This is a genomic window from Tateyamaria algicola (assembly GCF_047715485.1).
Classification (GTDB): domain Bacteria; phylum Pseudomonadota; class Alphaproteobacteria; order Rhodobacterales; family Rhodobacteraceae; genus Tateyamaria.
In genome coordinates, this window is the sequence record NZ_CP180422.1 from 4,038,842 (window position 1) to 4,064,910 (window position 26,069).

Sequence of the window (26,069 nt, forward strand, 5' to 3'; positions counted from 1 at the left end):
CGTTGAACCAGTCCGGGCCGGTGTGGACCCCGTTCCTGTGTTCCTGATGGGACCGCCTGCGGGGTGGAGCCTTTACGGACCCCGCTCAGCCACCAGCCGCGTTCCAGGTTGAGAACGCCACAATCGCCGGCAAAGGACCAGCATTCTTTGCCTATGGCGAACAATCTGCGTGAACCGGCGGTTCTACTGACAGATCTCAGCTATGATGCTGATCGCATTCGTAAAACCGTTGGCCAGCGCGATATCCTGCCACAGATCCCGATGCGGCAATCACGCACAATTCGGGTCGGGGTGGATCACAAGCTCTACTGGCTTCGCAACATGGTCGAGCGGTGTTTCAACAAGCTGAAAAATGCCCGTCGCGTTGCGACACGTTACGACAAAACCGCAGAAAGCTTTCTTGGCTTTTTAGAAGTCACATCAATCCGTTTGTGGCTCCACCATTTGTCGACATGACCCGAAAATCCTCGCTGCGCGGTAAACGAATGGCACCGGCTTCCGCCGCCGCGCAGCATCGAGGGCCGAGCATCTGTGGCAAATTTCGTGCTGCGAGTGCGCGCAGCGAGAAATGTGCATGGCCGGGTCGGGCTCGATGCTGACCTTGGCTTCACATCGTGCGAACGTCGGTCGCAGCCCAAAGGAGACATTGGATTGTTGCTCACAGGTGGCCGCGGCACGGACAAATTGAGCCTTTGCCGCAATGGCGGCGACGCAAAGCCCATTTGCAGTGTCAGATTATAGGCAAAATGTTCTTTAAATCAGCTGTAGGCAGTTTTGATACTCATCTTTGGAGAAACATAGCCTCCTTCAATGCTCAAAATTCCGGCTGTTTTCAGTCTGTTCGTTATTACTCTCAAATCCGTTAGATTGACTTCAGAACGATTATGGCTTCGCAAGTATTTGTTTGTTGTAGTAAGAATATCATCTTCAAAAACTGGGCGTTTTCGATTTTCTAGATGCAATTCCCACAACGCCAAAAAATAACTCCCTTCAGCAAAAGACAGACTTTTTCGAGGTGCTGAAGAGTAGTTGACAATTAGGCCGAGTATCCCTGCAACCAGTACAATACCCTTACTCACGAAAACTGCGGGAAGCGCGAGCACAAATCCAGCAAGCGACTTAAAGTCTACAAGTACATAGGACCTTATAGTAAATCTCTGTTCCGTTGGATCGTGCAAAACAGGAAACTGGAAAACCGGGCCTTCAGGGTCGTCTGGGCCGGATAACCACGGTTCCTCATGTTGGGTTTCGCGTCGAAAAGTGTCGGTGAATGCGTCTTCAGATATTGCATGATCTTCAACGTTGTTCTTCAACTCGTTGAGGTGTTCGCTTACAACCTGCATGAAAAAATCTACGTGATCGCTAGACACTTCCAATAATCCTCCACAACTCAAGAAGAAGCTCAATGGTAACTTAAACCAGAATACCGTTACCACGGCTTTTGTCCAAGGGCATCAGTCGCATTTGTTCACCTAGTTAGTCTAAGTTAGTGAATGGCAGCTCATGAACTTGAAGGTAAAACACTTTGATGCAGAAATTGCAGCGGTGGATAAGAGACGTTCCCGCAGCGTGCAGCTTAGATAAATTTTGGGCTCTCTGCGGACCTCAGGCGCGCACCGCGCCAAAGTCAGCGCGCAGCCCAAAGCGGCAGTTGCAGGAGCTGCCCGATAGATTACGCAGTGCAGAGCTTTGGGACGATTCGGGTTTTCACCGCTTGCAGTTCATAAGATTGCCATTACGACCGACGACTTCTTGCCAGTGCCACACACTCTGCTGGACGTGCACCAAAACAGCCGATGGGCCACGCTGGCATCGGAAAAGGTCTATCCCAATAAAGTGGTGCACGGCATCGCAATAAACTCTTTGATCCCAAAATAAACTTCAGAGTCAATTGCGACCGCCCACACAAATGGATCTCGAAAGTCCTTTTGAAAGGCCATTTTTGACATGAAGTTTCCCGGCTTTTGGTCAAACGTAGCTATGACAGAACCCTCTTCGTCATAGAAATGAATCGAAGTGCGGTTTCTCCGATGAGCATGGACTTGGTGTGGGTTGAAGACGCCGCTTTGCGCATAAAGTACACCGACGGCGCACACAGGTTCGTCGAAGGATATCAAAATAGGATCCTTTCCCATTCCGAGCTTTTTATTGTATCCGGAAAGCGAGAAATTGGTTAGCCAGAGAAAGTCGGCAGGAAGGACCCGCAAAAGATAGGCGTTTGCCCAACTGGTGTCCCGTACACGGCCTCGCACAACATGTACGCGAGATAGTGGAAATGGACTGATGGTAACTGACGAGAATGGCCAATAGCCGAATTTGAACTTGCCGAGACTGTCGCCCATCTCAAAGGAGCCGGTGACTGAGAACACGAGCTCGTCTTTTTCCTCGGGGTGAAGGCTATCGTATTTAATTTCCTCCATCGCAACTGCCTGCGACACACCGTGCAAGAATACGCACACTACAAAACTGAGTATCAACGCTCGCGCAACCATCCATTCAAATTTCAGCAAGGTTAGCTCTCCACTATTGAGATCAGTTAGTAGCCCACAGCATAAAGACGATGCTATCGGCCACGTCGAACAGTATGCCTCCAATGAAGACCCCTACAACGGTTTTCCAAGCCCCCAAAAAATTGACTCCTCAAAAAAACTGCATAGGCTCAGACTGGCCGCTTTCTGCGCAACGCGGACCTTCGCACGCCGCCTACGGCGCACCAATGGTGAATGGATCCGAGCCATCAATTGGTCTGCATTGAGTGTTGGAATCTTGCAGCAAACCCTAGCGCACAATAGAAATGGTGTATCTATTGACACCAAGGCACGAAATATACGGCATCATACACAGGGTTTTTACGCAAAGCGCCCAGCGGGAGATTGAAAGCATTTCTTGAGGCAAAGGGTGTCGAGATGCCCGCGGATTTCAATTGGAACAGAGCGGGGCAGGGCGGGGCGCTTGTCTCTAGCCTCATCGAGGTGCTGCATAACCTGCCTGCGGTTAAACAGGACAGTATCAAGGCCGAACTGGATCATCTGGCCAGCCTGACGAATGACGCGGTGATGGTCAGCGCAGAACAGGTCTGCCCGATGATGGGAATTGATCTGGAAGGCTTTGAAGGCGTGCAAGACGTGCTCTTAATGCTGGCGCTGGATCATCCGCAAGCGTTTGAGCGGGTGGCCGTGCAAGCCTCGCTCAATCGGCGCACCGGTGGCAGGCATTGGTCTGCTTTCCAGTTCGATGACGATGGAAAGACTTGGGCCTTGGAGGATGAGGCAGCCCGCGCTGCCTTCGTAGGAGCAGCGATAAAGATTCTGAACCTGCTTGCGCATCGCAAGCGCGAGGCCGATTGGTACCGGGCTGTGCGTGTCCACCCCATTACCGGCCAGGAAGCTGAGATCGTCCAGGCCACGATCTACGTCGAAGACCATGCCGCAATCGAATTGACCTTTGGGGCGTCGGAGGGCTTGGAGCGACATGTGTTTCAGCGGGTCTTGGAGGTGGGCATTGCATGCAATCCAGCCGAACAGATCGTCGAGATATGCGCCGCTGGAGGAAAGAAGGTCCGCGATGAATATGCGCGAGCCTTCTCAAGGCACTTTGCGCCGGGATCAGAGCTACCCGTCGAAGCACCACGCCGCGACGTGTTGTTGGACACGCTGCGTTCCAACCCGGAGTTTCCTGTTGAACCAGCAGATGGTGTTGAGCGCGTCGAGGTGTCTTCGCTCGACTTTTTCTCAACTGGCGGGGGCTTCGCGCGCTTCGAAAAGCGCGGCGATGAAGAAACCGTATACCAATTTCTCGACCGACGGTTCGGGCCAGTCTCCCCGATCAAGGTTGGTGGATGGCGCATCGTCTCTGCCACGTTGCGGATTGTGTTGACCGCTCAAGATGGAAAGCGCCGCCGGACGCTGACCGTGACATTACGCACCCCCAACACAACGACCATCCCAAACAAGACAGAGGCGGACCGCGAATTGGTGTTGAACCTTTTGGAGCGATGGAACCTGATTGCGCTCCCGGTGCCTGAAACTGAAGTTGTCGAGGATGGTTGATTGAACGCGGTTTCGTTGCTTAGCGAGATCATCGAGCAGGTTGGGAAAGTGGGGGCTCGGGCTTATCGTAACGACGCGCAATTTGGGGCTTTGCTGGACGCAGGGCTGCTCCAATGCGATGGCATGGTGCAATCGGTGGTTTGTGCGAACTGCGACGAATCACACGACGCCGAAATCATCTTCGAGGGTGGTTCATATGGCCACTACTGCCCCGACCTAGGCTTTGTTACCATTGAGCGCGCGGATCTTGTTTCCATGCGCCCCAACCTAGTTGGGCTGGTTGAACAACTACATGTCGCATTTGGTTGTGAGCTGGGAAGCACGTCACAACTCGGGCCGCACACATGGCGTATCGGACTAGTGGAGACCCCCGGCGGGCGGGCGGTCGCCTACTTTCATCCGCGTCTTTTGAACAGCGATGATCTGGACGACTTAAACACAGCCCTGCGCGCTGAAATCCGGCGCGACTATTCGCTCGTCGTCACCGCCGCTGGGCTGTTGCCTTATCGGGATGCCGCCACGCGCAACCTTGCCCAGCTAGTGCAGCTGGACTTGCGGGTGTCACGGTTACGGAAGGATGTGACTGTCGCCGAAGCTGTGGGCGCGCCCAACAAGCCAACCGGCGGGCGGCCAAGTCTTCACCGTGAGCACCTGCATGAGCTACTGGCCGAACGTGCCACGCAAGGCTCGGCTGAGAAAGGGCGCAACGCAGAGGCAGAGGCAGTTCGTGCCGCATACATCGCGCGGTTCCCGAACGTACAACCTCCCAGACTGTCAACAGTAAAAGCTTATGTTTTAAAGTTTCGACGCGGATGAAAACTGGATGAAAACTTAAGCCCTGTTTTGATCCACCCTACGTCCGCGATGGTTCACCCATCTTCTCACGATGGAGTTTGAACCATGACAGACCTGAACGAAGCGAACCCGAAACACACACCCATTGCAGTTTCCCCGGACGAGGCGGCACGGCTTGCAGGCATTGGGCGCACTACGCTTTATGCGGCGCTAGCCAAAGGTGATTTGCCGAGCATTAAGATCGGCACGCGGCGGCTTGTGCGGGTGGACGCCATTCGCGAATGGCTGGCCCGGAATGAAACCGGCCCGAAAGCGTAAGGGCAGGTTATGCCTAGGTCTGCACGCATCAACGCAATCAAGCTTTTGCATTGTTACACGATCCGTGAAGCGGTGGACGTGACCAACGTTTCGGCGCGCACTATCAGCACTTGGATCAAGGAAGGTTTGCCGGTGATGAAGCACCAGCGGCCTTTCCTCATTCGCGGCGATGATCTGAAGGACTTCATCCGGAACAGGCGCAAATCCCGAAAAAACAAAACGGCCCTGCACCAATTCTATTGCCTCGGCTGTCGAGATACGCGCGATGCAGCGGGCGGTTTTGCCGAAATACTGGTCAACGGCAAACGCATGACGCTCAAGGCGATCTGTGACGCATGCGGCAACATGGTCAACAAACCGATTGCCAAATCATGCCTGCCAAACCTCACGGGCAAGCTGGAATTGCTGCAACAGGTGGAAGGGGAGCTGCCAAAGTCTGCGGTTTGCGGCACTGAAACAGGTATGAACCCGGCAGCGAAACGCAAACACCGGAATCGACATTAAGGTTGCGGACTCTGCCCCCCTGAACTTCCACTTTCAGCCCCCATCCATGACGTAGCTTTTTGACGCCAAAAAATGGCGCAGGAAAGGACACAAAGTGGCGAAGAGACGCAACGAGAAAAACGAGCGGATCAAACGAGATTATCTCTATTATAGAAAGCACGCAAAGCAGTGTTCAGCAAAGACACTGGACCGTGAAATCGCAACACTCGAACGCTTCGACGTTTGGAACGGGCGCAAAGACTTCGCGAGGTTTCACATCAAATGGGCTATGCAATTTCGCACGTATCTTGAGCAAGCGAAGTCCGCACACGGCAAGCCTTTTTCTAAGTCTACGCAGCGCGCAATCATGGCCACCCTGCGCGACTTCACGATCTGGCTTTCTCAGCAAGACGGCTTCCGCCGACGCATCAGGTTGGAACATGCAGAGTACTTCCGTCTATCTTTGCGCGACGAGGCCGAAGCGCGCGCCGCTCCGGAAACTCCAGCTCCTAGCGTCAGACAGGCAAAGCGGGCGCTTGAACTAATGCCTGAAACAACGCCGCGCGAAATGCGCGACAAAGCCCTGGTATCGCTTCTGTGCCTGTGCGGCCCGCGCGTTGCCGCGATTGCTACACTGCGCATAAAACACGTCGATCTTGATGAGAAATGCGTGAAACAGAACCCGCGCGAAGTTGCCACGAAGTTCGGCAAGCCGATTGACAGCTTTTTCCACAAAGGCTTTTCCGAGGCGGCTTTGGCGAGGTGGATGATTTATCTCGACGAGGTCGCGCTCTACGGTCCGGATGATCCGCTCTTCCCGGCTACGGCGATTTCAGCGAAGGGAACCGAGGGTTTCAAGGCAACGGGGTTCGAGCGTCGCCACTGGTCTACGACCGTACCGATCCGCAAAATAGTCAACGCCGCCTTCAAGGCTGCTGGGCTTGAGCCATATGGACCACATTCTTTCCGGCACATGCATTCGCGGCACATCTCTCGTCACTGTAAAAATATTCCGGAGTTGGTCGCGGCGTCGCAGAACCTTGGCCATAGCGACGTGTTGATGACACTTAAGCATTACGGCCAAATCAGCCGCGAAGAACAGCGCCGCTTGATTACCGGCCAAGAACGAGAGGAAAGCGATGATTGAAGCAGGGCCTCAATGCACCACTCCGCGCGTGGGAACAAGTGTGGGAGCGATTTGCGACTATGCTAAAAATTTTCAAAAAATACAAGAACATACGGAGTCGATGTGGCGGAGAGACAGTCAGTCCGCTTTAGCGTGGAGGTATGATAAGTAGCTGTTTTTATGATATTATATCTGCGGTAAAACAGCGACTTGTATAGCGATATGTATAGCAAATTTATAGTTCAAGCACCGCAAATGATGTCAAAAACGGCGCACGAACCAGTCATTTGATATTTGCTCGATGTTTCTAACCAGCGGTCGCTTTTCTTGATCGTTCATACGGCTAAAGTTTTTGACAGAAAATGCAATCGCACGCTGGATCGGTGGTGATACCGTTGGAAAGACTTCCATAGCCAGACGCCTTATGGTGTGCCGTTCCAACTGTTGAAATCCAAGCAGGATCGCCTCCCTAAAGAAGTGTTGGTTGTCCAGATTTCGTTGACGATTGATGACTGCGTTCGCGAGTGTGTTGTCCTCGTAACCGTTTGCAGCGCATAGCCTTATAAGCGGCATCTGAAATGGGTAGGGGCAGCTCTCAACACCCATCTCACTCAGAAGAACGTCCCGAACCATTTCCTTTACGTTGGGATGAATACGTTCCTCGTCTTTTACCAATGCGTCAACAATGTAAAAAACCGATGTGATCTTTGCGCGCAAAACTGCTTCTAGGATTTCTACATCTTGGCGAACGTAAACGAAGTACTTTGTGGCGGTTCTGATCGCCTCTTCTTGCTCCGCACCCTGTGTGTTTTGAACAGCCGCAACTACAGCTCCGACCTGAAGCGTTCTCAACCTCCTCAGAGCTTCCGCACCAGGATATCTATAGAAGCGTGAAATTGACGTGCGACCACTGACTTGCACACGGCGTTGAACTAGTTCGCGAGCGCTTTCGTCTATGCGTTCGTGTTCATCGCCCACGTTCAACGCCGTGGTATCAGGCAACTCCGCAATCGATTGAATCTGAAAAATCCTGGTCTTGCGATTGTTCAGCGTCAATCCTTCCTGTGCGAGCAGTTCGCTAAGCAGCCTTACCGCGTCATATGCTTCCGCACGGGTCTCAGCAAAAAGCCGATAATCGTCAACGTAACGTACATAGGTCACGCTGTTTCGTTGCAGTTCGCGGTCAACTGCGATCAACGCTGCTTCTGAAAGAATTCGGCTTGCATCTGATCCAACTGGCACACCGAAACTGCGTCTATCCCCAGACCACTGAAAGAGTATTTCGCGTGCAAGGTCAGCAATCTCTCTATCGCAGCCACAGTCCCCAAGATGGTTCTCAAGAGGGTGGTTTCCAATTCGGTCAAAGAAATTGGAAATGTCGGTTACTACCTTCCATTCGCCGATTCGTGCGCGGGAGAGTTCGCCAGACGCTTGCCTAAAGGAGTCGTAACCGAAGTCTCCATCAAAGACTGTGCCTGGGGTGTCTGGCCGTCGATGCGAATGAACGACGTTATCCTGTTTCGACGGCCGCTGGGTCTCGATTTGAGGCGCGAGCAGCAATGCCACCGAAAGATACTTCACCACGTCAAATGGGTCTATCCACGCGACGCGGCGCAGAGTGTGTTCGTCCTTTGGAACCATGTAGTAGTAAGGGTTGCCGATTGGCGAGTTTGTTAGGTTCCGTGTACGCAGAAAACTGAGCGTTGTTCGATACGCTTCCGTTCGAAAACTTTCGGCATTGGCCTCGATGACTTGATGCTCGATTGAGCGCATAAAGATTGGTGGCTTGGCTATGTCGTCCAAGCCATGCTCAATCACATGATCAATGGCTTGATTAACTGCAGCAGCAATTTCTTGAAAATTTGGCACTCAAAATCTCACTGCACTTTCTTACCCGTAATGCAGCGATAGCATTTGGCGACGACAATGACCACTGAATGAAACGGGCGTGTAAAGTACCGATCTATCAACACCATTGGCGCTCTCTTTGCGCATTCTGAAAAAGTGTGATATAAATGCAACATATATAATTTCAAGATGTGTATTTCATGGCTCTTTTTCAAATCAAAAAAGCCCTCGGCTTTAGGCCGAGGCAACTTCAACAGGACTCCAAATCAGTCACACTGACAGACAGTGAGGCCCTTTCGCTCTTTGGTGCCATCCCCACGTCGTCCGGCATTCAAGTATCACCGAACTCCGCACTTAAAGTTCCTGCGGTTGCGTGTGCGGTCGGTCTAATCTCAGAAACGATGGGTGGTCTTCCCGCGAAGCTGCACGACGCAGAGAACAAAGACATCCTTGCAGATCATCCGGCTCACAAGCTGATCCATCGCGAAGCGAACCCTTGGACATCTGCGGCACAACTACGCGAACAACTGACACTGGATGCGCTTATGCACGGTGCAGGACACGCGCTGGTGATCCGCAACGCCAACGGTGATCCGATTGAGCTACATCGACTTGAACACGGTCGCTGCCAGCACTGTCTAGAACTTGACGGAACACCCTACTACCTCGTCACACCAGAAGGCGCAGGCCAAGTCCGTATGTCATATGCGGACGTGTTGCGTGTTGAAGCGTTCGGAGCCGTATCACCAATCACGCTTGGTCGCGAAGCTATCGGCCTCGCGATGCAATTCGAAAACCACATGAGCGGTGTTTTCAGCAACGGTGGCCGCCCAAGCGGTGTCATTACATCTACGAAGGTGTTGGACGTAGAAACCAAGAAGAAATTGGCAGCTTCATGGTTCGCAACACACGGCGGCAAGAATGCTGGTGCAACTGCGCTTCTAGACGAGGGTATGAGCTACAACCAGATCGCAATGACGATGGTGGATACGCAGTTTGCGGAAAACCGCCTCGAACAGATACGTGAAATCGCGCGCGTGTTCCGGGTTCCACCGACACTCATATTCGAACTGACACGCGGCACATGGTCGAACACCGAACAGATGATGCGCCAATTTTTGACGCTCACTTTGAAGCCTTGGATCGAAACATGGGAATGGGGTTATGCGCGTTGTCTACTGACTGATCAGGAGCGCGACGAACTGTCCGTAAGTTTTGACGTCGATAATCTCCTTTCGGCAGATCACGCAGCCAAAGCGACCGCGTTTAGTCAGTATCGCGCTGCGGGTGTGATGACAGCGAATGACGTTCGCGAAAATCTCAATCTTCCACCACGCGAAGACGGCAACGAACTCTCGAACCCGTTCACGACTTCAAACACCACACCGCCAGCAAACAACGAAAACGCTGATCCGGCCAACTCTGATCAAGAGGAGGCCGCGTAATGGATGTCACCAAGTTCTTCGGCGATGCGGATTACACATTCGCACTGACCGATGACATGATTCTGGAGGTAGAGCGCAAAACCGAAATGGGGATCGGTGCGCTTTATCTTCGGATGATCAACACAGCTTTCGCGCTCAGAGACTTAACCGAGATTATCCGTCTTGGACTGATCGGCGGTGGAACATCACCCGAGCAAGCCAAGGCACTCACGACAACCTACGCAACCAACCGTCCAATAGCGGAGCTTCTACCGCTGGCTTTGGACATCCTGGATGCGCGTTTCAACGGACCTGAACAAGAACAAAAAGAAGAGGTGGATAGTGACCCAATTTCTTGAAATCAAAGCTGACCTGCAGGTCAAAGATACAGGCGAAATCACCGGACTAGCATGGCCTTGGGGTATCCCGGATCGTGTTGGTGACGTGATGACAAAGGGCGCACTGTCTGCGCCCAATCAACTGCCGATGCTTTGGAGCCATGATCAGTCCGAAGTCATTGGTGTCTGGTCTGAAATTACAGACACGGGCGCAGGCGTGGAAGTCAAAGGCCAATTGCTGGTCGATGACATTCCCAAAGCCAAAGAGGTTCACGCGCTTATCAAATCCAAGGCCGTGAACGGTCTGTCCATCGGTTTCGAAACCAAAGACAGCAAGCGGAACCCGAAGGGCCGCACCATTACCCAAGCAAACCTTTTGGAAATCTCAATTGTCGCGGTTCCGTGCCACCCGGACGCGCAAATCACATCACTCAAAGCTGGTGGCACAGAACCCATTGAAAAGAAGGAAATATCTAAAATGGAAAAAGAAGAAATCGAAGCCCTGATCGCTGAACAGATCGCACAACTAACACCGGCCAATGACGCACCCGATGCCGATACCAAAGCGTTTGATGCAGTCCAAAAGCGTCTCGACCAACTGGAAGCTAAGGCGGCCCGTCCGCAAGGAGTTCACGTTGTTCAAAACAAGGACAAAGAGCTTGAACAAAAAGCTTTCGGTAACTTCCTGCGTCGTGGCGTCGAGCGCATGGATGCGGATGAAGTCAAAGCACTGACGGTAGGTACAGATGCAGACGGTGGATACCTTGTACCCGAAGAAAACGGTAACGAGCTTATCAAACTGCTGAACGAGTTTAGTCCGATCAGACAGTATGCGCGCGTTATCAATACCTCGGCCTCTGAGATTGTTTATCCGCGCCGTGTAAGCGGAACATCCGCAACTTGGACGGCTGAAACTGCAACTCGCACTGGTTCGGGTATGGAGTTTGAACAGGTCAAACTGCCGGTGCATGAACTGGCAACTTTCACCGACGTTTCCAACAAACTGCTAGAAGACAACGCTTACGGTCTGGAAGGTGAATTGCTGCAAGACTTCGCAGAAAGTTTTGCAAAGAAAGAAGGGCAAGCATTCATCAGCGGTGACGGCACAATTATGCCAAAAGGCATTATGGCTGCCGGTAACGGTATCGCTGAAATCAAGTCCGGTCATGCTTCGACACTTGGTGTAAGTGCTGCGGACACTCTGATCGCAACATTCCACAAAATCGCAAGTGTGTACGCACAAAACGGTGTGTGGATGATGAACCGCAACACGCTGTCGGCAATTCGTCAACTGGCCGATACGACAGGTCGTTTCATGGTCATTGATCCGATCAGCGAAGCCGCACCTTCTACGCTGCTAGGTCGTCCGGTTGTTGAAATGCCAGATATGGACGATATCGGAGCAGGCAAATTCCCGATCTTGTTCGGTGACATGAGCGGTTATCGCATTGTAGATCGTATCGGTCTGACAACGCTGCGTGACCCTTACAGCCTTGCGACAGCGGGACAGGTACGCTTCCACGCACGTAAGCGCGTTGGTGGTGATCTGACCCACCCGGATCGTTTCATTAAGCTGAAAATCGCAGCCTAATATGAACGCGCAGCCCGCATATGACGTGATCCTGACGCACGGTGGAAACATCGTGCGGCTGATCCCTTCTTTGCGCGCTGCGGTCATTCTCGAACAAAGGGACGGCGGTTTTGTCGCCGTCCTATCTGATCTATCCAATTTCAAACTCGGAACAGTCTACGCAATCATCCGCGCATCTGCATCAAGCACCAGAGACGCAGAGAGCTTCATACAGTCGCTTGGCCCTGTTTCACTGCGCAGAGTGCAGGAAATCACTCTAGAGCCACTGGTGACGCTGATGTCGCGTCTTATGAGCTTTGGTGACGATACAGACAGTGACACACCGAAAAAGAAAACGAACAGCAAACCCGTAGCTTGGTCCGACCTTCACAAAGACCTGTTCAAGATGGCTACTGGTTGGCTGCACTGGACACCCGAAACTGTCTGGAATTCGACACTACCAGACCTGCTACTCGCCATCGAAGGTTACTTCGATCAGCTTCAATCCACACACGGCACAAACGACGACAACGAACTGTCAGAGGAACAACGCCAAGCCAACATTGAAGCTGGTCTTGATCCTGACTTTGATCGCGCTGGACTAGCATCTCTACGCGGTTTGGGGAGTGTCACATGACGACGTTCCCGAGACTAAGAACATGCTGCAACACTGTCGTTCCTGCCGGTGAACTGTGCGCATGTCAGAAGCGTAACAATCAACAGCGCAAAGCACGTCACGACCGCAATAGACCAACCGCACACCAACGCGGCTACACGCATCAATGGCGCAAAGCATCGAAGCAATTTCTACAGATGCACACACACTGCGGATGCGGACAACGCGCTACGCTGGTGGATCACATCACACCGCACAAAGGCGATACAAATCTGTTCTGGGATCGCACCAACTGGCAACCGCTCTGCATCACCTGTCACTCCAAATTCAAACAGAGATTGGAGCGCAAACAATGAAAATTGACCAAAGCGAAAGAGCATTATGGTGCGCGGTTCTTCACAGAGCAATCGTTGACGCTACCGAAGGTGCCGGAGGCACAGGACTATCAGAAGTACACAAGCTAAGAGCAATCGAACGCGCACGTAATCTATTCGCAAGACCAAATCTCGATCTTGAAGTAATCTGCACATTAGCTGGCTACGATGACGATGCGGTCATAGAGAAAGCACAAGCAAAAATCGCAGAAGCACCATCAGCGGAAGAACTTGCTAAGTCTAAAGCAAAATCCGGTGCTGGCCGCGAAGCCACGCCGATCACATACAACGGCAAGACACACACCGTCGCAGAATGGTCAGACGTTACCGGTGTCAAAGAGACCAGTATCAGAAACAGACTTAAAAAGAATCTGCCTTTGGAACAGGTGTTCACAAACGGTTACCTGACTTCAAAAACAAAAATCGCAGCTAGCAAAAGCACAGATGACAGCAAGGGCCGGGTACGTCTGGACTTTGTAGACAGTTTAGAGACCGGCGCGTGAACAAACGCACAAGAGATTTGAATAATTAATATTTGAAAAGAACACTTTAGAGGCAATCAACAATGGCACAGACATCGCTAACGCAGCTTAAAAACCAACTGAATATTCAACACGATCTGGACGACGCTTTGTTGACGCAAAAGCTGTCCGTTGCCGAGAGCTGGATCACCCGAAACATTGGCTCAGCCTTCGACGTGAACGAGCCTATCCATGTCGAAGTGGCACTTATGCTTGCGGCTTACTGGTACGAACAACGCGAGGCTGCATCTTTCGGTATGACGACAGCACCGGTTCCCTTCGGTGTTCACGCTCTTTTGCAGAGCTACAGAGAAAGCGTGGTGGGTCATGTCGCTTAACGCTCAATCACTACGTCTGCAAAAACAGCTTAAAGCCATTCCGCCGGAGATTGTGGAACAGCTTGAGCCAGCTTTGATCAAAGGTGCCGAAGAAGTCGCGGACACCATGCGTCTACTCGTTCCGGTAAAAGAAGGTGATCTTAAAGCTTCGATCACAGTCACACCACCAGGACAGACAACACCAGCTTATGCGGTCGGTGGCGGAAAGCGCACGGCACAGACAAACCAAGCCTTAGTGACAATTGGAAATGAGGATGTTCGCACCGGTCATATGGTGGAGTTTGGAACGGTCAAATCGGCGGCACAGCCATTCATGCGACCGGCAGAACGTCTAGCGAAGCCAAAGGCACTACGTCGCATAAGTCGCGCTATCGGTAAGGCCATCCGCAATGTTGTTGGAGGTCCAAAATGATTGATCCGGTAGAGACCCTTCAAACCACAATTCGAGGTACATTGATCAGTGATCCGGGTGTTACTGGTCTGATTGATGCGGAAAGCATTCGCAGCGGCTCAAGTATTCCGCCTACGTTTCCATGTGTGATCATGTCTGATCCACAGACCGTCAATCTCGGTCGAACTGCTGGCGGACAGCTTCTTACACGCGTGTATCTCGACCTGCACATTTGGTGCTTGGACCAAGCTGCAAACACCGCAACGCATATCGGTGCCGCTTTGACGAATGCACTTTGGGACATGCCAGAGGGATCAACGTTGATGATCCAAGAATGGGTGCGTCCAGACTTTCGCTACATGCGCGATCCAGATCCCGACAAAGCTTATCGTCACGGTGTTGGAACCGTTGAAGCTGTCATTATGTGGAGGCCATAAAATGAAAATTAGAAGCGGTAAACTAGACCGACAAATCACTATCACGCGGCCATCTGAGACGGTTAGTCCGAGTGGTCGAGTGACCAAGACATGGACGCCAATTCAAACGGTGCGCGCCGAGAAAGTTGTGCAAACCGTAGCAGAGGAATTGGCAGGTTTCGGCAACGCAGCCGCAGGCGACATCACACTGCGCATTCGGTTCTTGGATGATCTGAAAACCGCTGATCGGATCACACTGGACGGCGCAGACTATGACCTCGAACAGATCACAGAACTTGGCCGCAGACACGGGCAGGAATTGCGCGGGGTGTTGGTACAATGAACGCTTCTGGACAAGGTAGAAAATTCATTCCGAAACCAGACGAAAACGCACTCACACGCGCACCCGTTGCACCTTCGCATCTCGACCAGTTTGCCAAGGAAGAATGGAAGCGCGTCATGCCGTATCTGGTCAAAAACAAGATTGCCACAAAGATCGATCTGACCGGACTAGAACTCTATTGCGAGATGATATCCACCATCCGCAAGACCAGAATTCTCATGCACAAAGCGCTGGCGAAAACAGTAAAAGACGAGGATGACGGCAAGTCCGTTGAGTATCAGAAACTATTCGGTGTCGTGAACCGCGCGACCATGACAGCACGCTCACTAGCGAGTGAATACGGTCTTACACCGGTTAGTCGCGCAAGAATGGCCGAGCTTACAGAAGACGATGACGACAGCGACAATCCGTTGGCGGTTCGGTGATCAGTGGATGGCTCAAGCATCATAATCCCAGACTCGGAATCCGTTTCCGAAGGCTCAAGCTATCCAGAATGGATATATGACGGTTCGGTAATTCCCGATCCGCTGGGTTGTGGTGAGCGCGCGGTAAAGTTTCTTAGACTTCTTAGACATCCTAACAGCACAGCCGATGGCAAAGCTTTTCAGCTACATCCGTTTCAGGAACGCATTGTCAGACGCATCTACGGTCCGCGACATGACGACGGTCGCAGGATCGTACAGAACGTCTTTCTGCTGGTCCCCCGTGGTAACAGAAAGACCAGTTTAGCCGCTGCACTTGCACTACTGCATACCATCGGTCCAGAGCGTGTTCCGAGCGGTCAAGTCATCTTTGCAGCCGCCGACCGAGAACAAGCGTCAATCGGATTCACAGAGGCCGCAAACATCATCCGCGAAGACAAGCGCTTGGTGAAAGCAACCAAGATTTACGACGCATTCAACAGCGCCAAACAGATCGTATTCAAGCAAGATAACGTAACGCTGCGGGCCATCTCTAGCGACGGTAAAGCTGCGCACGGTATGACGCCCAACTTCACACTGATTGACGAGCTACACGTGTGGAAAGGACGCGACCTATGGGAAGCGCTAAGTTCCGGCTCCAGTAAGGTCGATGACAGCTTAACAATAATTGCGACAACCGCCGGACGCGGCGCAGAGACACTATCGGGTGAGCAATTCAACTACGCTACAGAGGTCGCTAAAGGCGAGATACAGAACCCCGCATATCTGCCAATTCTGTTCGGTGCGGCTGCTACCGACCACTGGCAGGACGAGGAACTTTGGCATCGTGTAAACCCCGGTTTGCAGCACGGTTTTCCGAGCTTGAACGGTCTGCGCACACTCGCGAAAGAGGCCGAGCATAGACCTTCTGACAAGTACGCCTTTCTGCAATTCAATCTGAATATCTGGCAGGCCAACAGTCGTGATCCGCTATTCAGTATGCAGACCTATGACAGCCGCAAATTCGATGATGATCCAGAAACACTGGAAGACTTTCCGTGCTGGTTAGGTGTCGATCTATCGGTGAACGGTGACACGTCATGCGTCGTGGCTGCGTGGTTGCATGATGATGGACAGATCACCATCAAACCGACCTTCTTTATTCCTGGTGATGGTATTCAAGAGCGCGCAGAGACAGACGGTGTTCCTTATGAATTGTGGCGCGATCAAAGGCACGTCATTGCTACACCGGGACCGATTATTGATCCTGATTTTGTAGAGGATCACATACGTGAACACTGCGCCACACATGACGTACAAGAAATCGCTTTCGACCCCTACTTGGCGCGCAAGATGATGCAAACCTTGTATGACGAGGGATTGCCAGTAGTCGAATTCAGACAAGCACCGCTGTCTATGAGTGTCGCAATCGGTGATCTTGAAAAGGCCGTGAACGGTAAGTTCATCCGACACGATGGTCATCCGGTACTGCGGCATCATTTCGATTGTGTGGTTGCGTCACGCAATGAAACATCGGGTTTGGTCAGAATGCACAAAGGCAAAAAGACCGACCGGATTGACGGCGCGGTTGCCGCTGCGATGGCCGTTCACAGAGCCAGCCAAGGTGAGACAAATCGTTCCCAATATTCCGGGGAAGATGCAGAAATTTTCGTATTTTAGGAGATTACAAAATGAATGAATTACAAGGACTTATAGTTCCAGTTGAGGCACGTATCGACAAACTTGAGAAGGGTTTGGCACGTGCCAACAAGAAACAGCGTCAAGCTGCTACTCAGATGGAACGTAGAGCAAAGCAAAGTGCCAATCGTCTAACCGCTACCTACGGACGTGCTGGTTACAACATCGCGGCCAGCTTTGGCAAACTTGGACCCGCACTGTTAGCTGGTATCTCGGTTGGTGCTGTCAGTACCGCGACCGGACGTATCAGACGTGTTGTCGGTGAGGTCGCGCGTATCGGTGATGCAGCCAAAACGGCAGGCTTGGACATCGAGGCATTTCAAGAATTGCGGTATGTCTCGGATCAAAATCGCATCGACGTAGATGCGATGGTGGACGGTCTGAAAGAGCTTAGCTTACGTGCGGACGAATTTGTCGTAACCGGTGGTGGACCCGCTGCGGAGGCTTTCGCAAGACTTGGTTTCACCGCAACGCAGCTTGCCGAAGGTTTGAAACAGCCGGATAAACTGTTCGAAGACATCATCGAGAAAATGCAGGACTTGGACGACGCAGCGCGTATCCGCATCTCGGATGAAATCTTTGGTGGTACGGCGGCAGAACAATTCACTGCACTGATCGACAAAGGCGCGGACGCACTGCGCGAAACCAGACAGGCCGCGCGTGATGCTGGTGCTGTTCTGGATGCAGAGGTGATCCGCAAGGCCGAAGAGCTTGACCGCAAGTTTGCAGCGCTCACCACAAGAATGTCGAATTTCGGGAAAGCACTGGCGGTTGGTATTGCAGACGCATCCGTAAAGCTGGTGACACTGCGCACTGATCTGGAAGACCTCACCACTACGGTAGAGCGCGCAGAGAGCTTGCTGGGTGAAGGCACGACCGTCGAATTATCCACGGATCAAGGTGCGCTGGATCAACATAAGAACACGGTTGAGAGCATCGTCAGCGAATACCACAGACTTGCAGAAGCTGCGGATCAACTTACCGGACCGCTGTTTCAATCTGCATCCACACTGGCGATGTTTGGTGAGACAGATGCTTCCGGTGAAATGAACCGGATCGCGACCGAGATAAACACACTGGTCGGTGATCTGAATGACGGTTCTATCAGCGCCGAAACCTTCGAGAAACGCATCCAAGAACTCGCCACACAGGCTCAGACTGCGCTCGCCGAAGTATCAGCGATTGACGGTGTTCAATTTGGCAACGTGACATCCGCACTTGGCGGTTTCGTCACGATAATGAATGCAGCAATCGCACGTGCCAGAGAACTACGCGCGTCACTTCCAGGTGCCAATCCAGACGGTACTGCTGATCCAAGCGCAGTTAATCCAGACGCCGGTGATCCACGCGGTAATCAGCTTAATCCGCCAGCACGTGTTGTGCCACCGACCGGACCAACAACATCGCTTAGACCGCAATTGCCGGGTGTTGACGCATCTTTTGGCTTTCCAGACAAACCTACGGGTGGTGGTTCTTCCGGTGGTAGTAGATCGCAAAGCGACTATGACCGCGAATTGCAGTCTATCGCAGAGGAAACCGCTGCACTCAATCTTGAGGCACAAGCACTTGCGGAAGTCGCTGGCAAGCGCATCGAACACGGTGACGCACTGGAATACGCTAGGACGCGGGCCGAGCTTCTAAGCGCAGCACAGCGCAGCGGTGTAGCAGATACACCGGCACTGCGCGCACAGATCGAACAGCTTGCAACTGAATATGTTAAGGCAGCTAACTCGGCTGATCTGGCGGCAGAACGTATCCAAGAGGTTCAGGAAGCATCCGCGCAGGGTGCCAACAGCATCGCCAATGTCTTCGAACAAATGGCGACAGGTGCTTTGACCGCAGAGCAAGCGGTCGGACAGCTAATCCTTCAAATTCTGAAACTGAGCTTGAAAAAACGCTTGCTTGAAAGTGCATCCGGTGCCGGTGGTTCTGTCTTTGGTAGTTTTCTCACATTGCTAGGTGGTGGTTTCGCAAACGGTGGTTTCACTGGACGTGGCGGTAAATATGAACCCGCCGGAATCGTCCACAAAGGTGAGTACGTCATGTCGAAAGCCGCAACATCTGCCATCGGTGTTGGTACACTCGACCAACTACACAGGAGTGCCCAGAGAGGCTACGCAGACGGTGGCCTAGTCGGACGTGCTGCGAACGTCTCAAGCGCACCTAACACGTCTTCTAGCGGTTCTGGTGAAGCATCGCAGGCGATCACGATCAATGCACCTGTGACGGTGAATGGATCGGCAGGGACGCCGGAGCAAAACGCTGATCTGGCTAAGCACATGGGTAGGCAAATGGAGGCGACTATGCGCGGTGTTGTTGTCCAAGAAATTACCGCACAGATGCGTCCTGGAAATATGCTCAATCGAGCTGGGACTAGAAGGTAAAGGTTAGGGCTTCGTTAGACATTATTCTAACGATACCAATATTTTACGCCGTCAGTTCGATTTGACAGACAAGAATAAATAAAGTAAGCTTTATGTGCTACTTGTTAGCGAGCATCAGCCTAAGCAGCCGTGAGGCTTGACCCGATACTTTCTATGACGGTCGCCTACAACCGCACACTAGAATTGATAGTGTCATATCGTTCTAGCCACGTCACCGACCTTGCTAAAGAACCCTCAGAAAGCCGGACACTTGACGGCGCGAGGAGTCATCCAGTCGGTGGGATGCAAGTTGGATCGCTTGCGGCCACACCCGGTAGAAATATCGGACGGATCGTAGGGGTTGCTACTCATAGCATCCAGAAAGAAGACGGCTCTGGCCTAGGAGTGTCACCCGTCTAACGTAAGGTAATTGGAGGAAAGTTGCCTGCGTTGCTCAATCTTCGGATTGTAACCGTATTGGCTGAAAGGCCAGGGATCATCGAATATCGCTAGGACAATGGATACCGCCTAGCTCAGCTGACAACTGAGGTTCGGTTCACCACTTCGACGGAAAGAAATGAAATCCCCCTGTAGGTAAGAACTAATGGGACCGTTGTGTCGTGTGATTGGTTTTTACCTACAGGGGGGAAGTCTCTCTGGAAAGGATACATATTCATTATACAAAAATCATCATAAGTTACTAATTTTAGGAGAAAAAATGAGAGAAACAGATCATGCGCGCGAAGCTTTGGATCGTAAATACAGTGAGTTGTCACGGCTTAGTTTGAGCCGCATCGAAGCCGCAAATTTGAAACTTTTGGCAGATCGTTTTGACGCGGTGGATAGGGCGCTTTTACGTCTTCGAGAAAAGCATCTTTCGGCACCAAAATAAGTCAATTAAGTACCACATCGGACTAGACAATCACATCCTGTATGGGGTATATAAATACCACTGCACAGCAAGGCGGTAGAGCCGCGCCCAGACTTCTCAATTCACCATTGCGAGTTTCTCTGGGTGCGGTGTTTTACTGCCACGGCAGATTTAAGTTCAGAAAAAGTCCACCAGGGGCGCGCTGCATGGACCATACGGTGGCAGTTAGCGCACAACAAAACCAGATCGCGCAACTTAGTGGTTTCACCGGGTTCCATCTCTGAAATCGGCTTTGTGTGATGGCACTCGATGAAGTCTGCGCCGCGCTCGCCATAGACTTTCGCGTAGTCGAAACCACAAGCCTCACACGCTAGGTTGCCATGCTTTTCGCGATACTGCCTTTTCTTTCTAGTCACTATACTGCGGTCGCGCTCACGGTAGCGATGAAGCCTTGTAAGTAGGCGACCTTCTTTTGCCTCGGGTTCGTCATCGTCCTGTGACGAAACAGGCATGTCGAATCCGATTGCGGCCATGATCAACTTTGCGGTCGTCGTTAGCTTGTCAGGTTGATCTGCAAACTCGCTCCACAAAATGGCTTCTAGCTTGTTGCCTCGATCCAGGCCTTTGCTCGGCCAATCAGGATCGTGTGCCCTGAAATTCAGAAGCTTCATGGACACGCCAGCAGGGTTTCGAAACGTTTCCGATCCAGAAACGCCAAGCAATAGCGCAAGTGCATGGATGTTGCGCGTAAGTTGTTGAACACCATCACTCTGTGGGTCGAAGTAATCGCTACGGTTTTGGAGGTAGTAGTCTAGCGCAAGGATATGTTCGTCACGGCTCCAAGGTGGATTCCGCTTGCTCTTTTTGGCCATTAACTGGATCACTCAGTCGGTTGTCACTCGTTCGAACCATACATGCTGTTCGCCACCAGGCCAGACGGTATCATCAGGCAATGGGTACAGGTTCGCGTCTGCGGTTTGTATTGCGGTTAGAGCGTCTTCGACGGCGTATGCTCTCACCATGCCTAGTGAGTTTGTGCCATGTACGTGTTCGGTTTCAAATGCCCAGATCATAAGAAATCGATACCTTAAGCTTGGTTAAACATGTGTTAATCCAACACGGTTGCAAATGAGTCTTACACGCTGTAAGACTCAAGATTAAACAACGCTGGAAACCCGATGAGCTTCCCAAGCCTTTCGCAGAAAGAATATGTGATCCTGGACCTGTTGCGTTCCGGTTCTGAGATGTTTGGCCTTGAGATGGTTAAAGCCAGTGACGGTGCACTTAAGCGCGGCACGATTTACGTAACGCTGCAACGTATGGCCGAGAAGGGTTATGTGAAGTCGCGGCAAGAGAAGAATCCTACGGACCCAGGAATGCCCAAGCGCGTCTACAAAATTAGCGGTGAAGGTTCTGCCGTTCTACGTGCGACAGACATGGCACTAAACCAGATGGGTGATCTCGGGCATGCGTAAGCGGGATTTAGCGCAAATAAGTGAGCGGCTGAAAGGTTGGCAGAAGATTCCGCTTGAAACCATGCCTTATCCAGGCAGAAAAGTACATTCGACGGAAACCGTTTCGGAGACAACGACCGAAGGAACATCTAAGGCTGTGCCCATCTTAGCAATGGAAATTGCTCGAGAGCTTGCCATAAGAGACGGCAGTGATGAAACAAGCTCCGATACCATCGAATTTGTCGATACTGCTTCGGGCCACAAGACAGCCGTGCGGAAAACAAACATTAATCGGTTTTTCGGGTATTCAGGCGTGTTGTCTGATAAACAGCGAACCAATCTGATCCGGGGGCTATGGTTGCACCGTTCCACTGTAAGCATGCCGCCCGCCACCAGTCTTCGAACAGTTTTAAAGTTCGTCTTTTCCAAAAAAGCGTTTGACGAAGTTTTCTCACAGGCGATTTCCGACATCCATGAAGAGTACTTTCAGGCGTTAAATGAACAACGCACAAGAAAAGCACAGTTTATCGCCATGCGCGGTCGCTTGAGCCTGCTGCTGACAGTGGCTTGCTACCTCTCAGCCACTGTGTTGAAAAAAGTAGTGAATATCTGGAAGTTGATACCCTGACCGATCACTCAGAAACTTTCTTTTTAAGTAAATCAATAGCTTACCAACCAAAAAGTCAACTTCTAGCATAGCGGGAGTTCCCCCGAGAAAAACTTTCTATAGCGTATTCATGTCGTATGATTTGGAAACGCTTAGACGCACAGAGCGCAGGCTTGCCGCCCTTGTGGTGGCAAACCCCGTCTACGTTCCATTGTTCGTGCGTATCCAGAAAGAAATCGAGCTAATGACCGCTCAAGATGACGCCATAGCGAAGGCCAAAGCTATTGCAGACAGTTACAATGTTACAATGCTGTCGCTTGAACGATGCCCTGCAGGTGCGCCAAGCTAGCACCTTTGCCGTAGCGTTCACGGTTCAATGAATGTCCCATCAAATCGCGGCGGATGCGCTCGTCTACACCTGCGGCCAGCTGTCGATCTTCGAACGAGTGCCGCAGCCCATAAAGCGAATGACCGACTGTCTCTAGTAGACCATTGTTTCGCAGATACTTGTTCACGACCGCGCTCAGCCCTGCCGAACTACCGCGATAGCGTTCAAAGCCATATGGGAACTTTTTCATCGCTTCCAGTGACACACCACAAAGCGGGATCACACGCTTTGCATTCGAACTCTTCAGCTGCCGTCCTACAGCTTCAATCGAGATGTGCGGCACCTCCGCGTCCAAGTGGATACAGCCAGCAGTCAGGGCGGCAAGTTCGCTCGGTCGTGCACCTGTATTAACCATCACAAGCACGATAGCCGCAGCTTGATCGTTCAAGCCGTCCAGTGCGCCTTCGACCATGATCTTTTCTTTGATCCACGAATCGGAAAACGAAGGACGTTGCTTAGCTTCACTTTCCTTGAATGCGAGGCCAGTGAGCGGTAGTACCAGCCCCAGACGCTTCATCATGTTCACAGTCTTCAGCACATCGCCTAGATGTGTGAAGTCTTTGTTTGCTGATGTGTTCGCCAAATCATCTTGTTCGATCTTTTCAAGCCACCATTGCCGATAATCCAGCATGTCATCTGGGGTGATTTTGCTTATCGGCTTGTCACCGCACACCGAGATGAAATTGTTCACTGCGCGGATGCGTGGGTTCTTCCATCTGCGTATCTGGTCTTCGGACTTGCCTTGAATGCGATCACGCGCAAGCTGCCAATACAGGTCTAAACACTCGGAGACTTTCAGCGCTGGCGGTTCTGCGCCACCGAGCAAAGCTTCGGCCTCTAACAGATCAGGCGCATCCTCGGGGCCGCCTATCGCAGCCACACGTTCGACAATTTGCTTTGGATCATCAGCCAAGCGGCTGACAGGCATGTACCTAAACCCACGCGCAGCTGCTAACTCTCTCGCTGCGTCGAAGCGCTGGTTCGCGTCCGTGGTGTCACCTTTCAGTTTGGCTTCCCATCCGTCCAACATTTGCGACCAAACGAGAGGCGCCTTGTCTTGTGCCTCACTCTCACTGTCGGTGCCTAGCGCGCACCAAACAAACTTGCGAGGTTCAACCCCTGCGTATCGTTTCGGGACGCGCTTGTAGAGCGAGAACTTTTTACCACGCTTCTTGATCGACACGCCGCTTCCACCTCCGGATTGAGACCCGTTTGTATAGCAACTTGTACAGCGAAATGTATAGCAAAAACGGCTGAAAAGATGCGTCCTGGCTTGCGGAATCAACTCAACATATTGTTTTCAATTGAAAAATGCTTCTGGCGACGCAGTTTTTTGGCGGAGAGACAGGGATTCGAACCCTGGGTGGGCTTGCACCCACAACGGTTTTCGAGACCGCCCCGTTCGACCACTCCGGCACCTCTCCGCGGGGGTCTGGTGCGCCCAATTAGAGGCAAGGGCCGCCAAGGGCAAGGCACATTTCGCCATATCTTGCGCACACGGGAAATTTGATGGACGCGCGCGGCAATTTGCATACCCTTGGGGTGACCACATGAAATGGGCCCGTGGATCAAACGGGTCGTGTTGAAAGGAACGGCATGCGCGCTCTTCGTCTTTGTATAACGAGCTTTGTTTTTTGTCTGGCGTTGCCCGGCCTCGTGCTGGCGGCGGATCGGGCAAAATTGCAGGACTTCCTCGAAGTGACGGGGTTTGACGTCGCCCTGGAAAGCATCCGACTGTCCGCCAGTTCCGCGCCCGAGATGCTGGGCCTGCAAGCGCAGGACTTCGGCACGGAGTGGACGCGCCTGACCGAAGACGTGTTTGCCACGGACAAGATGCACGACATGGCCCTCGATATCCTCGAGCGCACGTTGGACGACGACATGCTGACACACGCGGCTGACTTTTACGCCTCTGATCTGGGGCAACGGCTGGTCGTGGCCGAAAATGCATCGCACATGTCCGAAGAGGATGCGCTGAAATCGGAAAGCGGCGAAGCGATCGTGGCGGGGCTTGAGCGGTTTGATAGCCCACGCCTCGAGTATATCCGCCGCATGAACAAGGCCTCTGACAGTGCAGGCACCGCCGTGCGCGCCATTCAGGAGGTGCAGGTGCGGTTCCTGATGGCCGCCTCTGCCGCCGGTGTGATCGAGATGCAGTTGGACGAACCGGCCCTGCGCAACCTGTTGTCGGGCGACGAAGAAGAGATGAAGGCCGACATCGAGGCGGGCGCGCTGACCGGGGCGGCCTATACCTACCAATCCTTTTCAGATGCCGAAGTGCTGGCCTATGCCGAAGCGCTGGAACACCCGAAGATGCGCAAGGTCTATGACCTTATGAACGCGGTGCAATACGAGATCATGGCCAACCGTTTCGAAGCATTGGCGCTCGCGATGCAGAACCTGCAACCCAGTCAGGAACTTTAGATGCGCCTGATCGCGGTCTGTCTGACCTTCTTCTTTTCCGTACACGCCGCGCTGGCGAATGACGATGCAGATCGGTTGGTCGACGCGCTTGGTGTGCCCGCGCTGATCCAGGCCTTTTCGGCAGAGGGCGAACAAGCCGGGCAATCCATTGATGATGGGTTTCTCGACGGGCAGGGCGGGGATGTCTGGGCCGAGACTGTGCGCCGCCTCTATGACCCTGCGCGGATGGAGGCCGAGATTCGCGCGACCATGACCGAGGTGATGGATCCGGACATGGCAGCGCAAGCCCTGCTGTTTTTCGAAAGTGACCTTGGGCGCAAGATCATCGATCTGGAGGTAAAGGCGCGGCAGGCCATTATCGACCCGCAGGTCGAGGCAGCAGCCAAGGCGGCCCCGTCGGCTCAAGGCGCATCCGTGACCGATTTCCTGGCGGCCCGCGATCTGATCGACCGCAACACCGATGTGGCCGTAGAGGCGCGCACAGCGTTTTTTGACGGGCTGATCCTGGCCTCTGGTCATGCTGATGCGCCCGATGTCGAGGCCCTGCGCCCCGGCATTGCCGAAGAAACCGAAAGCTGGCTGCGTGGGTATTACGCTGTGATCCAGTCGGCGCTCAGCGCGGATGACATAGCGATCTACACGGCCTTTTGGGAAACCGAGGTCGGCGTGGCTGTCGATGACGCGCTGTTCGCGGCATTTGGCCAAAGCTATACAACCTTGTCCTATGCCCTTGGGCAGGCGGCGGGGCGCATGATGCCGCAAAGCGAGTTGTGAGCCCGATAGCGCTTGACTTGCGCGGGTGATGTGCACATAAGCCCGCATCTCTGGCCAGCACTCCGCTGGCCGGTTTCGTTTAAATGACGCCTGCAAGACAGGCGCGCTGTTCGAGGCGGACCCCGGATCAGGGGCCACA

At 52.6% G+C, this 26,069-nt stretch carries 28 protein-coding genes, 1 tRNA gene and 1 pseudogene; 24 read left to right on the forward strand and 6 right to left on the reverse strand.

The genetic code is table 11. From position 1 onward, the window contains the following. Positions 1-108: 108 nt before the first annotated feature. A pseudogene (locus ACMHLQ_RS22390) lies at positions 109-456 on the forward strand (transposase); the annotation flags it as partial. A gap of 302 nt (positions 457-758) precedes the next feature. On the opposite strand, the gene ACMHLQ_RS22395 reads toward ACMHLQ_RS22390, so the two are convergent. Next, positions 759-1,343 (reverse strand): hypothetical protein, encoded by a 585-nt coding sequence (locus ACMHLQ_RS22395; protein WP_415402874.1) that lies wholly within the window; start codon positions 1,341-1,343, stop codon positions 759-761. A gap of 480 nt (positions 1,344-1,823) precedes the next feature. After that, positions 1,824-2,510: a hypothetical protein gene (locus ACMHLQ_RS22400; RefSeq protein WP_415402875.1), complete on the reverse strand. Its 687-nt coding sequence runs from the start codon at positions 2,508-2,510 to the stop codon at positions 1,824-1,826. Positions 2,511-2,906: 396 nt separating this feature from the next. Between ACMHLQ_RS22400 and ACMHLQ_RS22405 the strand changes: the two genes are divergently transcribed. The 5 genes from ACMHLQ_RS22405 (at position 2,907) to ACMHLQ_RS22425 (ending at position 6,792) form a co-directional block, all read left to right on the forward strand. Then, positions 2,907-4,049: a hypothetical protein gene (locus ACMHLQ_RS22405; protein ID WP_415402876.1), complete on the forward strand. Its 1,143-nt coding sequence runs from the start codon at positions 2,907-2,909 to the stop codon at positions 4,047-4,049. Then, positions 4,050-4,865, forward strand: a complete 816-nt coding sequence (locus ACMHLQ_RS22410; RefSeq protein WP_415402877.1) for a hypothetical protein — start codon at positions 4,050-4,052, stop codon at positions 4,863-4,865. A gap of 84 nt (positions 4,866-4,949) precedes the next feature. Continuing rightward, positions 4,950-5,162, forward strand: coding sequence for a helix-turn-helix domain-containing protein (locus ACMHLQ_RS22415; RefSeq protein WP_415402878.1), 213 nt, complete (start codon positions 4,950-4,952; stop codon positions 5,160-5,162). A gap of 9 nt (positions 5,163-5,171) precedes the next feature. Then, positions 5,172-5,666 carry a helix-turn-helix domain-containing protein gene (locus ACMHLQ_RS22420; protein ID WP_415402879.1) on the forward strand — a complete coding sequence of 165 codons (495 nt, stop codon included), beginning with the start codon at positions 5,172-5,174 and terminating at the stop codon, positions 5,664-5,666. A 94-nt stretch (positions 5,667-5,760) separates the two neighbouring features. After that, positions 5,761-6,792, forward strand: coding sequence for a tyrosine-type recombinase/integrase (locus tag ACMHLQ_RS22425; protein ID WP_415402880.1), 1,032 nt, complete (start codon positions 5,761-5,763; stop codon positions 6,790-6,792). A 240-nt stretch (positions 6,793-7,032) separates the two neighbouring features. On the opposite strand, the gene ACMHLQ_RS22430 is transcribed toward ACMHLQ_RS22425, so the two are convergent. Continuing rightward, on the reverse strand, positions 7,033-8,640 hold the full coding sequence (locus ACMHLQ_RS22430; protein WP_415402881.1) for an RNA-directed DNA polymerase: 1,608 nt from the start codon (positions 8,638-8,640) through the stop codon (positions 7,033-7,035). Between the two features lie 179 nt (positions 8,641-8,819). Here ACMHLQ_RS22430 and ACMHLQ_RS22435 point away from each other — a divergent pair, with 179 nt between their 5' ends. From ACMHLQ_RS22435 to ACMHLQ_RS22500, 14 genes are all read left to right on the forward strand, one after another. Then, the gene (locus ACMHLQ_RS22435) at positions 8,820-10,064 is read left to right on the forward strand and encodes a phage portal protein (protein ID WP_415402882.1); all 1,245 of its coding nucleotides are present in this window, start codon (positions 8,820-8,822) and stop codon (positions 10,062-10,064) included. Continuing rightward, positions 10,064-10,402 (forward strand): gene transfer agent family protein, encoded by a 339-nt coding sequence (locus ACMHLQ_RS22440; protein ID WP_415402883.1) that lies wholly within the window; start codon positions 10,064-10,066, stop codon positions 10,400-10,402. The genes ACMHLQ_RS22435 and ACMHLQ_RS22440 overlap by 1 nt, the downstream gene beginning before the upstream one ends. After that, the gene (locus tag ACMHLQ_RS22445; protein ID WP_415402884.1) at positions 10,386-11,972 is read left to right on the forward strand and encodes a phage major capsid protein; all 1,587 of its coding nucleotides are present in this window, start codon (positions 10,386-10,388) and stop codon (positions 11,970-11,972) included. The genes ACMHLQ_RS22440 and ACMHLQ_RS22445 overlap by 17 nt, the downstream gene beginning before the upstream one ends. A 1-nt stretch (position 11,973) precedes the next feature. Then, the gene (locus ACMHLQ_RS22450) at positions 11,974-12,588 is read left to right on the forward strand and encodes a hypothetical protein (protein WP_415402885.1); all 615 of its coding nucleotides are present in this window, start codon (positions 11,974-11,976) and stop codon (positions 12,586-12,588) included. A 176-nt stretch (positions 12,589-12,764) separates the two neighbouring features. Beyond that, on the forward strand, positions 12,765-12,923 hold the full coding sequence (locus ACMHLQ_RS22455) for an HNH endonuclease (protein WP_415405336.1): 159 nt from the start codon (positions 12,765-12,767) through the stop codon (positions 12,921-12,923). Next, a complete protein-coding gene (locus tag ACMHLQ_RS22460; RefSeq protein WP_415402886.1) occupies positions 12,920-13,444 on the forward strand; it encodes a hypothetical protein in 525 nt (174 codons plus the stop codon). The genes ACMHLQ_RS22455 and ACMHLQ_RS22460 overlap by 4 nt, the downstream gene beginning before the upstream one ends. 62 nt (positions 13,445-13,506) lie before the next feature. Further along, positions 13,507-13,800 carry a head-tail connector protein gene (locus ACMHLQ_RS22465; RefSeq protein WP_415402887.1) on the forward strand — a complete coding sequence of 98 codons (294 nt, stop codon included), beginning with the start codon at positions 13,507-13,509 and terminating at the stop codon, positions 13,798-13,800. Further along, positions 13,790-14,212, forward strand: a complete 423-nt coding sequence (locus ACMHLQ_RS22470) for an HK97-gp10 family putative phage morphogenesis protein (protein WP_415402888.1) — start codon at positions 13,790-13,792, stop codon at positions 14,210-14,212. The genes ACMHLQ_RS22465 and ACMHLQ_RS22470 overlap by 11 nt, the downstream gene beginning before the upstream one ends. Next, positions 14,209-14,628 (forward strand): tail completion protein gp17, encoded by a 420-nt coding sequence (gene gp17, locus ACMHLQ_RS22475; protein ID WP_415402889.1) that lies wholly within the window; start codon positions 14,209-14,211, stop codon positions 14,626-14,628. Before ACMHLQ_RS22470 ends, gp17 begins: the two co-directional genes overlap by 4 nt. Positions 14,629-14,707: 79 nt before the next feature. Continuing rightward, positions 14,708-14,950, forward strand: a complete 243-nt coding sequence (locus ACMHLQ_RS22480) for a head-tail adaptor protein (protein ID WP_415402890.1) — start codon at positions 14,708-14,710, stop codon at positions 14,948-14,950. Then, the gene (locus ACMHLQ_RS22485) at positions 14,947-15,375 is read left to right on the forward strand and encodes a phage terminase small subunit P27 family (protein ID WP_415402891.1); all 429 of its coding nucleotides are present in this window, start codon (positions 14,947-14,949) and stop codon (positions 15,373-15,375) included. The genes ACMHLQ_RS22480 and ACMHLQ_RS22485 overlap by 4 nt, the downstream gene beginning before the upstream one ends. 3 nt (positions 15,376-15,378) lie before the next feature. Beyond that, positions 15,379-17,031, forward strand: coding sequence for a terminase large subunit (locus ACMHLQ_RS22490; protein ID WP_415402892.1), 1,653 nt, complete (start codon positions 15,379-15,381; stop codon positions 17,029-17,031). An 11-nt stretch (positions 17,032-17,042) separates the two neighbouring features. Then, entirely contained in the window at positions 17,043-19,433 is a 2,391-nt protein-coding gene (locus ACMHLQ_RS22495; protein WP_415402894.1) for a phage tail tape measure protein, read from the forward strand. 697 nt (positions 19,434-20,130) lie between these two features. Further along, positions 20,131-20,304, forward strand: coding sequence for a hypothetical protein (locus tag ACMHLQ_RS22500; protein ID WP_415402895.1), 174 nt, complete (start codon positions 20,131-20,133; stop codon positions 20,302-20,304). A 101-nt stretch (positions 20,305-20,405) separates the two neighbouring features. Here ACMHLQ_RS22500 and ACMHLQ_RS22505 read toward each other — a convergent pair whose 3' ends face one another. Next, the gene (locus tag ACMHLQ_RS22505; protein ID WP_415402896.1) at positions 20,406-21,155 is read right to left on the reverse strand and encodes an HNH endonuclease; all 750 of its coding nucleotides are present in this window, start codon (positions 21,153-21,155) and stop codon (positions 20,406-20,408) included. 306 nt (positions 21,156-21,461) lie between these two features. Between ACMHLQ_RS22505 and ACMHLQ_RS22510 the strand changes: the two genes are divergently transcribed. Beyond that, positions 21,462-21,758 (forward strand): PadR family transcriptional regulator, encoded by a 297-nt coding sequence (locus tag ACMHLQ_RS22510; protein ID WP_415402897.1) that lies wholly within the window; start codon positions 21,462-21,464, stop codon positions 21,756-21,758. After that, entirely contained in the window at positions 21,751-22,365 is a 615-nt protein-coding gene (locus ACMHLQ_RS22515; protein ID WP_415402898.1) for a hypothetical protein, read from the forward strand. Before ACMHLQ_RS22510 ends, ACMHLQ_RS22515 begins: the two co-directional genes overlap by 8 nt. A gap of 281 nt (positions 22,366-22,646) precedes the next feature. Here the strand turns inward: ACMHLQ_RS22515 and ACMHLQ_RS22520 are convergent, their stop codons facing one another. After that, on the reverse strand, positions 22,647-23,915 hold the full coding sequence (locus ACMHLQ_RS22520) for a tyrosine-type recombinase/integrase (protein WP_415402899.1): 1,269 nt from the start codon (positions 23,913-23,915) through the stop codon (positions 22,647-22,649). Between the two features lie 151 nt (positions 23,916-24,066). Continuing rightward, positions 24,067-24,156: transfer RNA gene (locus ACMHLQ_RS22525), tRNA-Ser, on the reverse strand. A 172-nt stretch (positions 24,157-24,328) separates the two neighbouring features. On the opposite strand from ACMHLQ_RS22525, the gene ACMHLQ_RS22530 reads away from it, so the two are divergent. Both ACMHLQ_RS22530 and ACMHLQ_RS22535 read left to right on the forward strand, forming a co-directional pair. Continuing rightward, the gene (locus tag ACMHLQ_RS22530) at positions 24,329-25,156 is read left to right on the forward strand and encodes a DUF2059 domain-containing protein (RefSeq protein ID WP_415402900.1); all 828 of its coding nucleotides are present in this window, start codon (positions 24,329-24,331) and stop codon (positions 25,154-25,156) included. Beyond that, positions 25,157-25,930, forward strand: coding sequence for a DUF2059 domain-containing protein (locus ACMHLQ_RS22535; RefSeq protein ID WP_415402901.1), 774 nt, complete (start codon positions 25,157-25,159; stop codon positions 25,928-25,930). It begins immediately after the preceding gene. Positions 25,931-26,069: the final 139 nt, after the last annotated feature.

Excerpts from the sequence above, each read along its gene's own strand:
- ACMHLQ_RS22395 (WP_415402874.1), bottom strand. The coding sequence starts at position 1,343 with ATGCAGGTTGTAAGCGAACACCTCAACGAGTTGAAGAACAACGTTGAA.
- ACMHLQ_RS22405 (WP_415402876.1), top strand. The coding sequence starts at position 2,907 with ATGCCCGCGGATTTCAATTGGAACAGAGCGGGGCAGGGCGGGGCGCTT.
- ACMHLQ_RS22415 (WP_415402878.1), top strand. The coding sequence starts at position 4,950 with ATGACAGACCTGAACGAAGCGAACCCGAAACACACACCCATTGCAGTT.
- ACMHLQ_RS22420 (WP_415402879.1), top strand. The coding sequence starts at position 5,172 with ATGCCTAGGTCTGCACGCATCAACGCAATCAAGCTTTTGCATTGTTAC.
- ACMHLQ_RS22435 (WP_415402882.1), top strand. The coding sequence starts at position 8,820 with ATGGCTCTTTTTCAAATCAAAAAAGCCCTCGGCTTTAGGCCGAGGCAA.
- ACMHLQ_RS22440 (WP_415402883.1), top strand. The coding sequence starts at position 10,064 with ATGGATGTCACCAAGTTCTTCGGCGATGCGGATTACACATTCGCACTG.
- ACMHLQ_RS22450 (WP_415402885.1), top strand. The coding sequence starts at position 11,974 with ATGAACGCGCAGCCCGCATATGACGTGATCCTGACGCACGGTGGAAAC.
- ACMHLQ_RS22455 (WP_415405336.1), top strand. The coding sequence starts at position 12,765 with ATGCACACACACTGCGGATGCGGACAACGCGCTACGCTGGTGGATCAC.
- ACMHLQ_RS22460 (WP_415402886.1), top strand. The coding sequence starts at position 12,920 with ATGAAAATTGACCAAAGCGAAAGAGCATTATGGTGCGCGGTTCTTCAC.
- ACMHLQ_RS22465 (WP_415402887.1), top strand. The coding sequence starts at position 13,507 with ATGGCACAGACATCGCTAACGCAGCTTAAAAACCAACTGAATATTCAA.
- ACMHLQ_RS22470 (WP_415402888.1), top strand. The coding sequence starts at position 13,790 with ATGTCGCTTAACGCTCAATCACTACGTCTGCAAAAACAGCTTAAAGCC.
- gp17 (WP_415402889.1), top strand. The coding sequence starts at position 14,209 with ATGATTGATCCGGTAGAGACCCTTCAAACCACAATTCGAGGTACATTG.
- ACMHLQ_RS22485 (WP_415402891.1), top strand. The coding sequence starts at position 14,947 with ATGAACGCTTCTGGACAAGGTAGAAAATTCATTCCGAAACCAGACGAA.
- ACMHLQ_RS22495 (WP_415402894.1), top strand. The coding sequence starts at position 17,043 with ATGAATGAATTACAAGGACTTATAGTTCCAGTTGAGGCACGTATCGAC.
- ACMHLQ_RS22500 (WP_415402895.1), top strand. The coding sequence starts at position 20,131 with ATGAGAGAAACAGATCATGCGCGCGAAGCTTTGGATCGTAAATACAGT.
- ACMHLQ_RS22505 (WP_415402896.1), bottom strand. The coding sequence starts at position 21,155 with ATGGCCAAAAAGAGCAAGCGGAATCCACCTTGGAGCCGTGACGAACAT.
- ACMHLQ_RS22510 (WP_415402897.1), top strand. The coding sequence starts at position 21,462 with ATGAGCTTCCCAAGCCTTTCGCAGAAAGAATATGTGATCCTGGACCTG.
- ACMHLQ_RS22515 (WP_415402898.1), top strand. The coding sequence starts at position 21,751 with ATGCGTAAGCGGGATTTAGCGCAAATAAGTGAGCGGCTGAAAGGTTGG.
- ACMHLQ_RS22530 (WP_415402900.1), top strand. The coding sequence starts at position 24,329 with ATGCGCGCTCTTCGTCTTTGTATAACGAGCTTTGTTTTTTGTCTGGCG.
- ACMHLQ_RS22535 (WP_415402901.1), top strand. The coding sequence starts at position 25,157 with ATGCGCCTGATCGCGGTCTGTCTGACCTTCTTCTTTTCCGTACACGCC.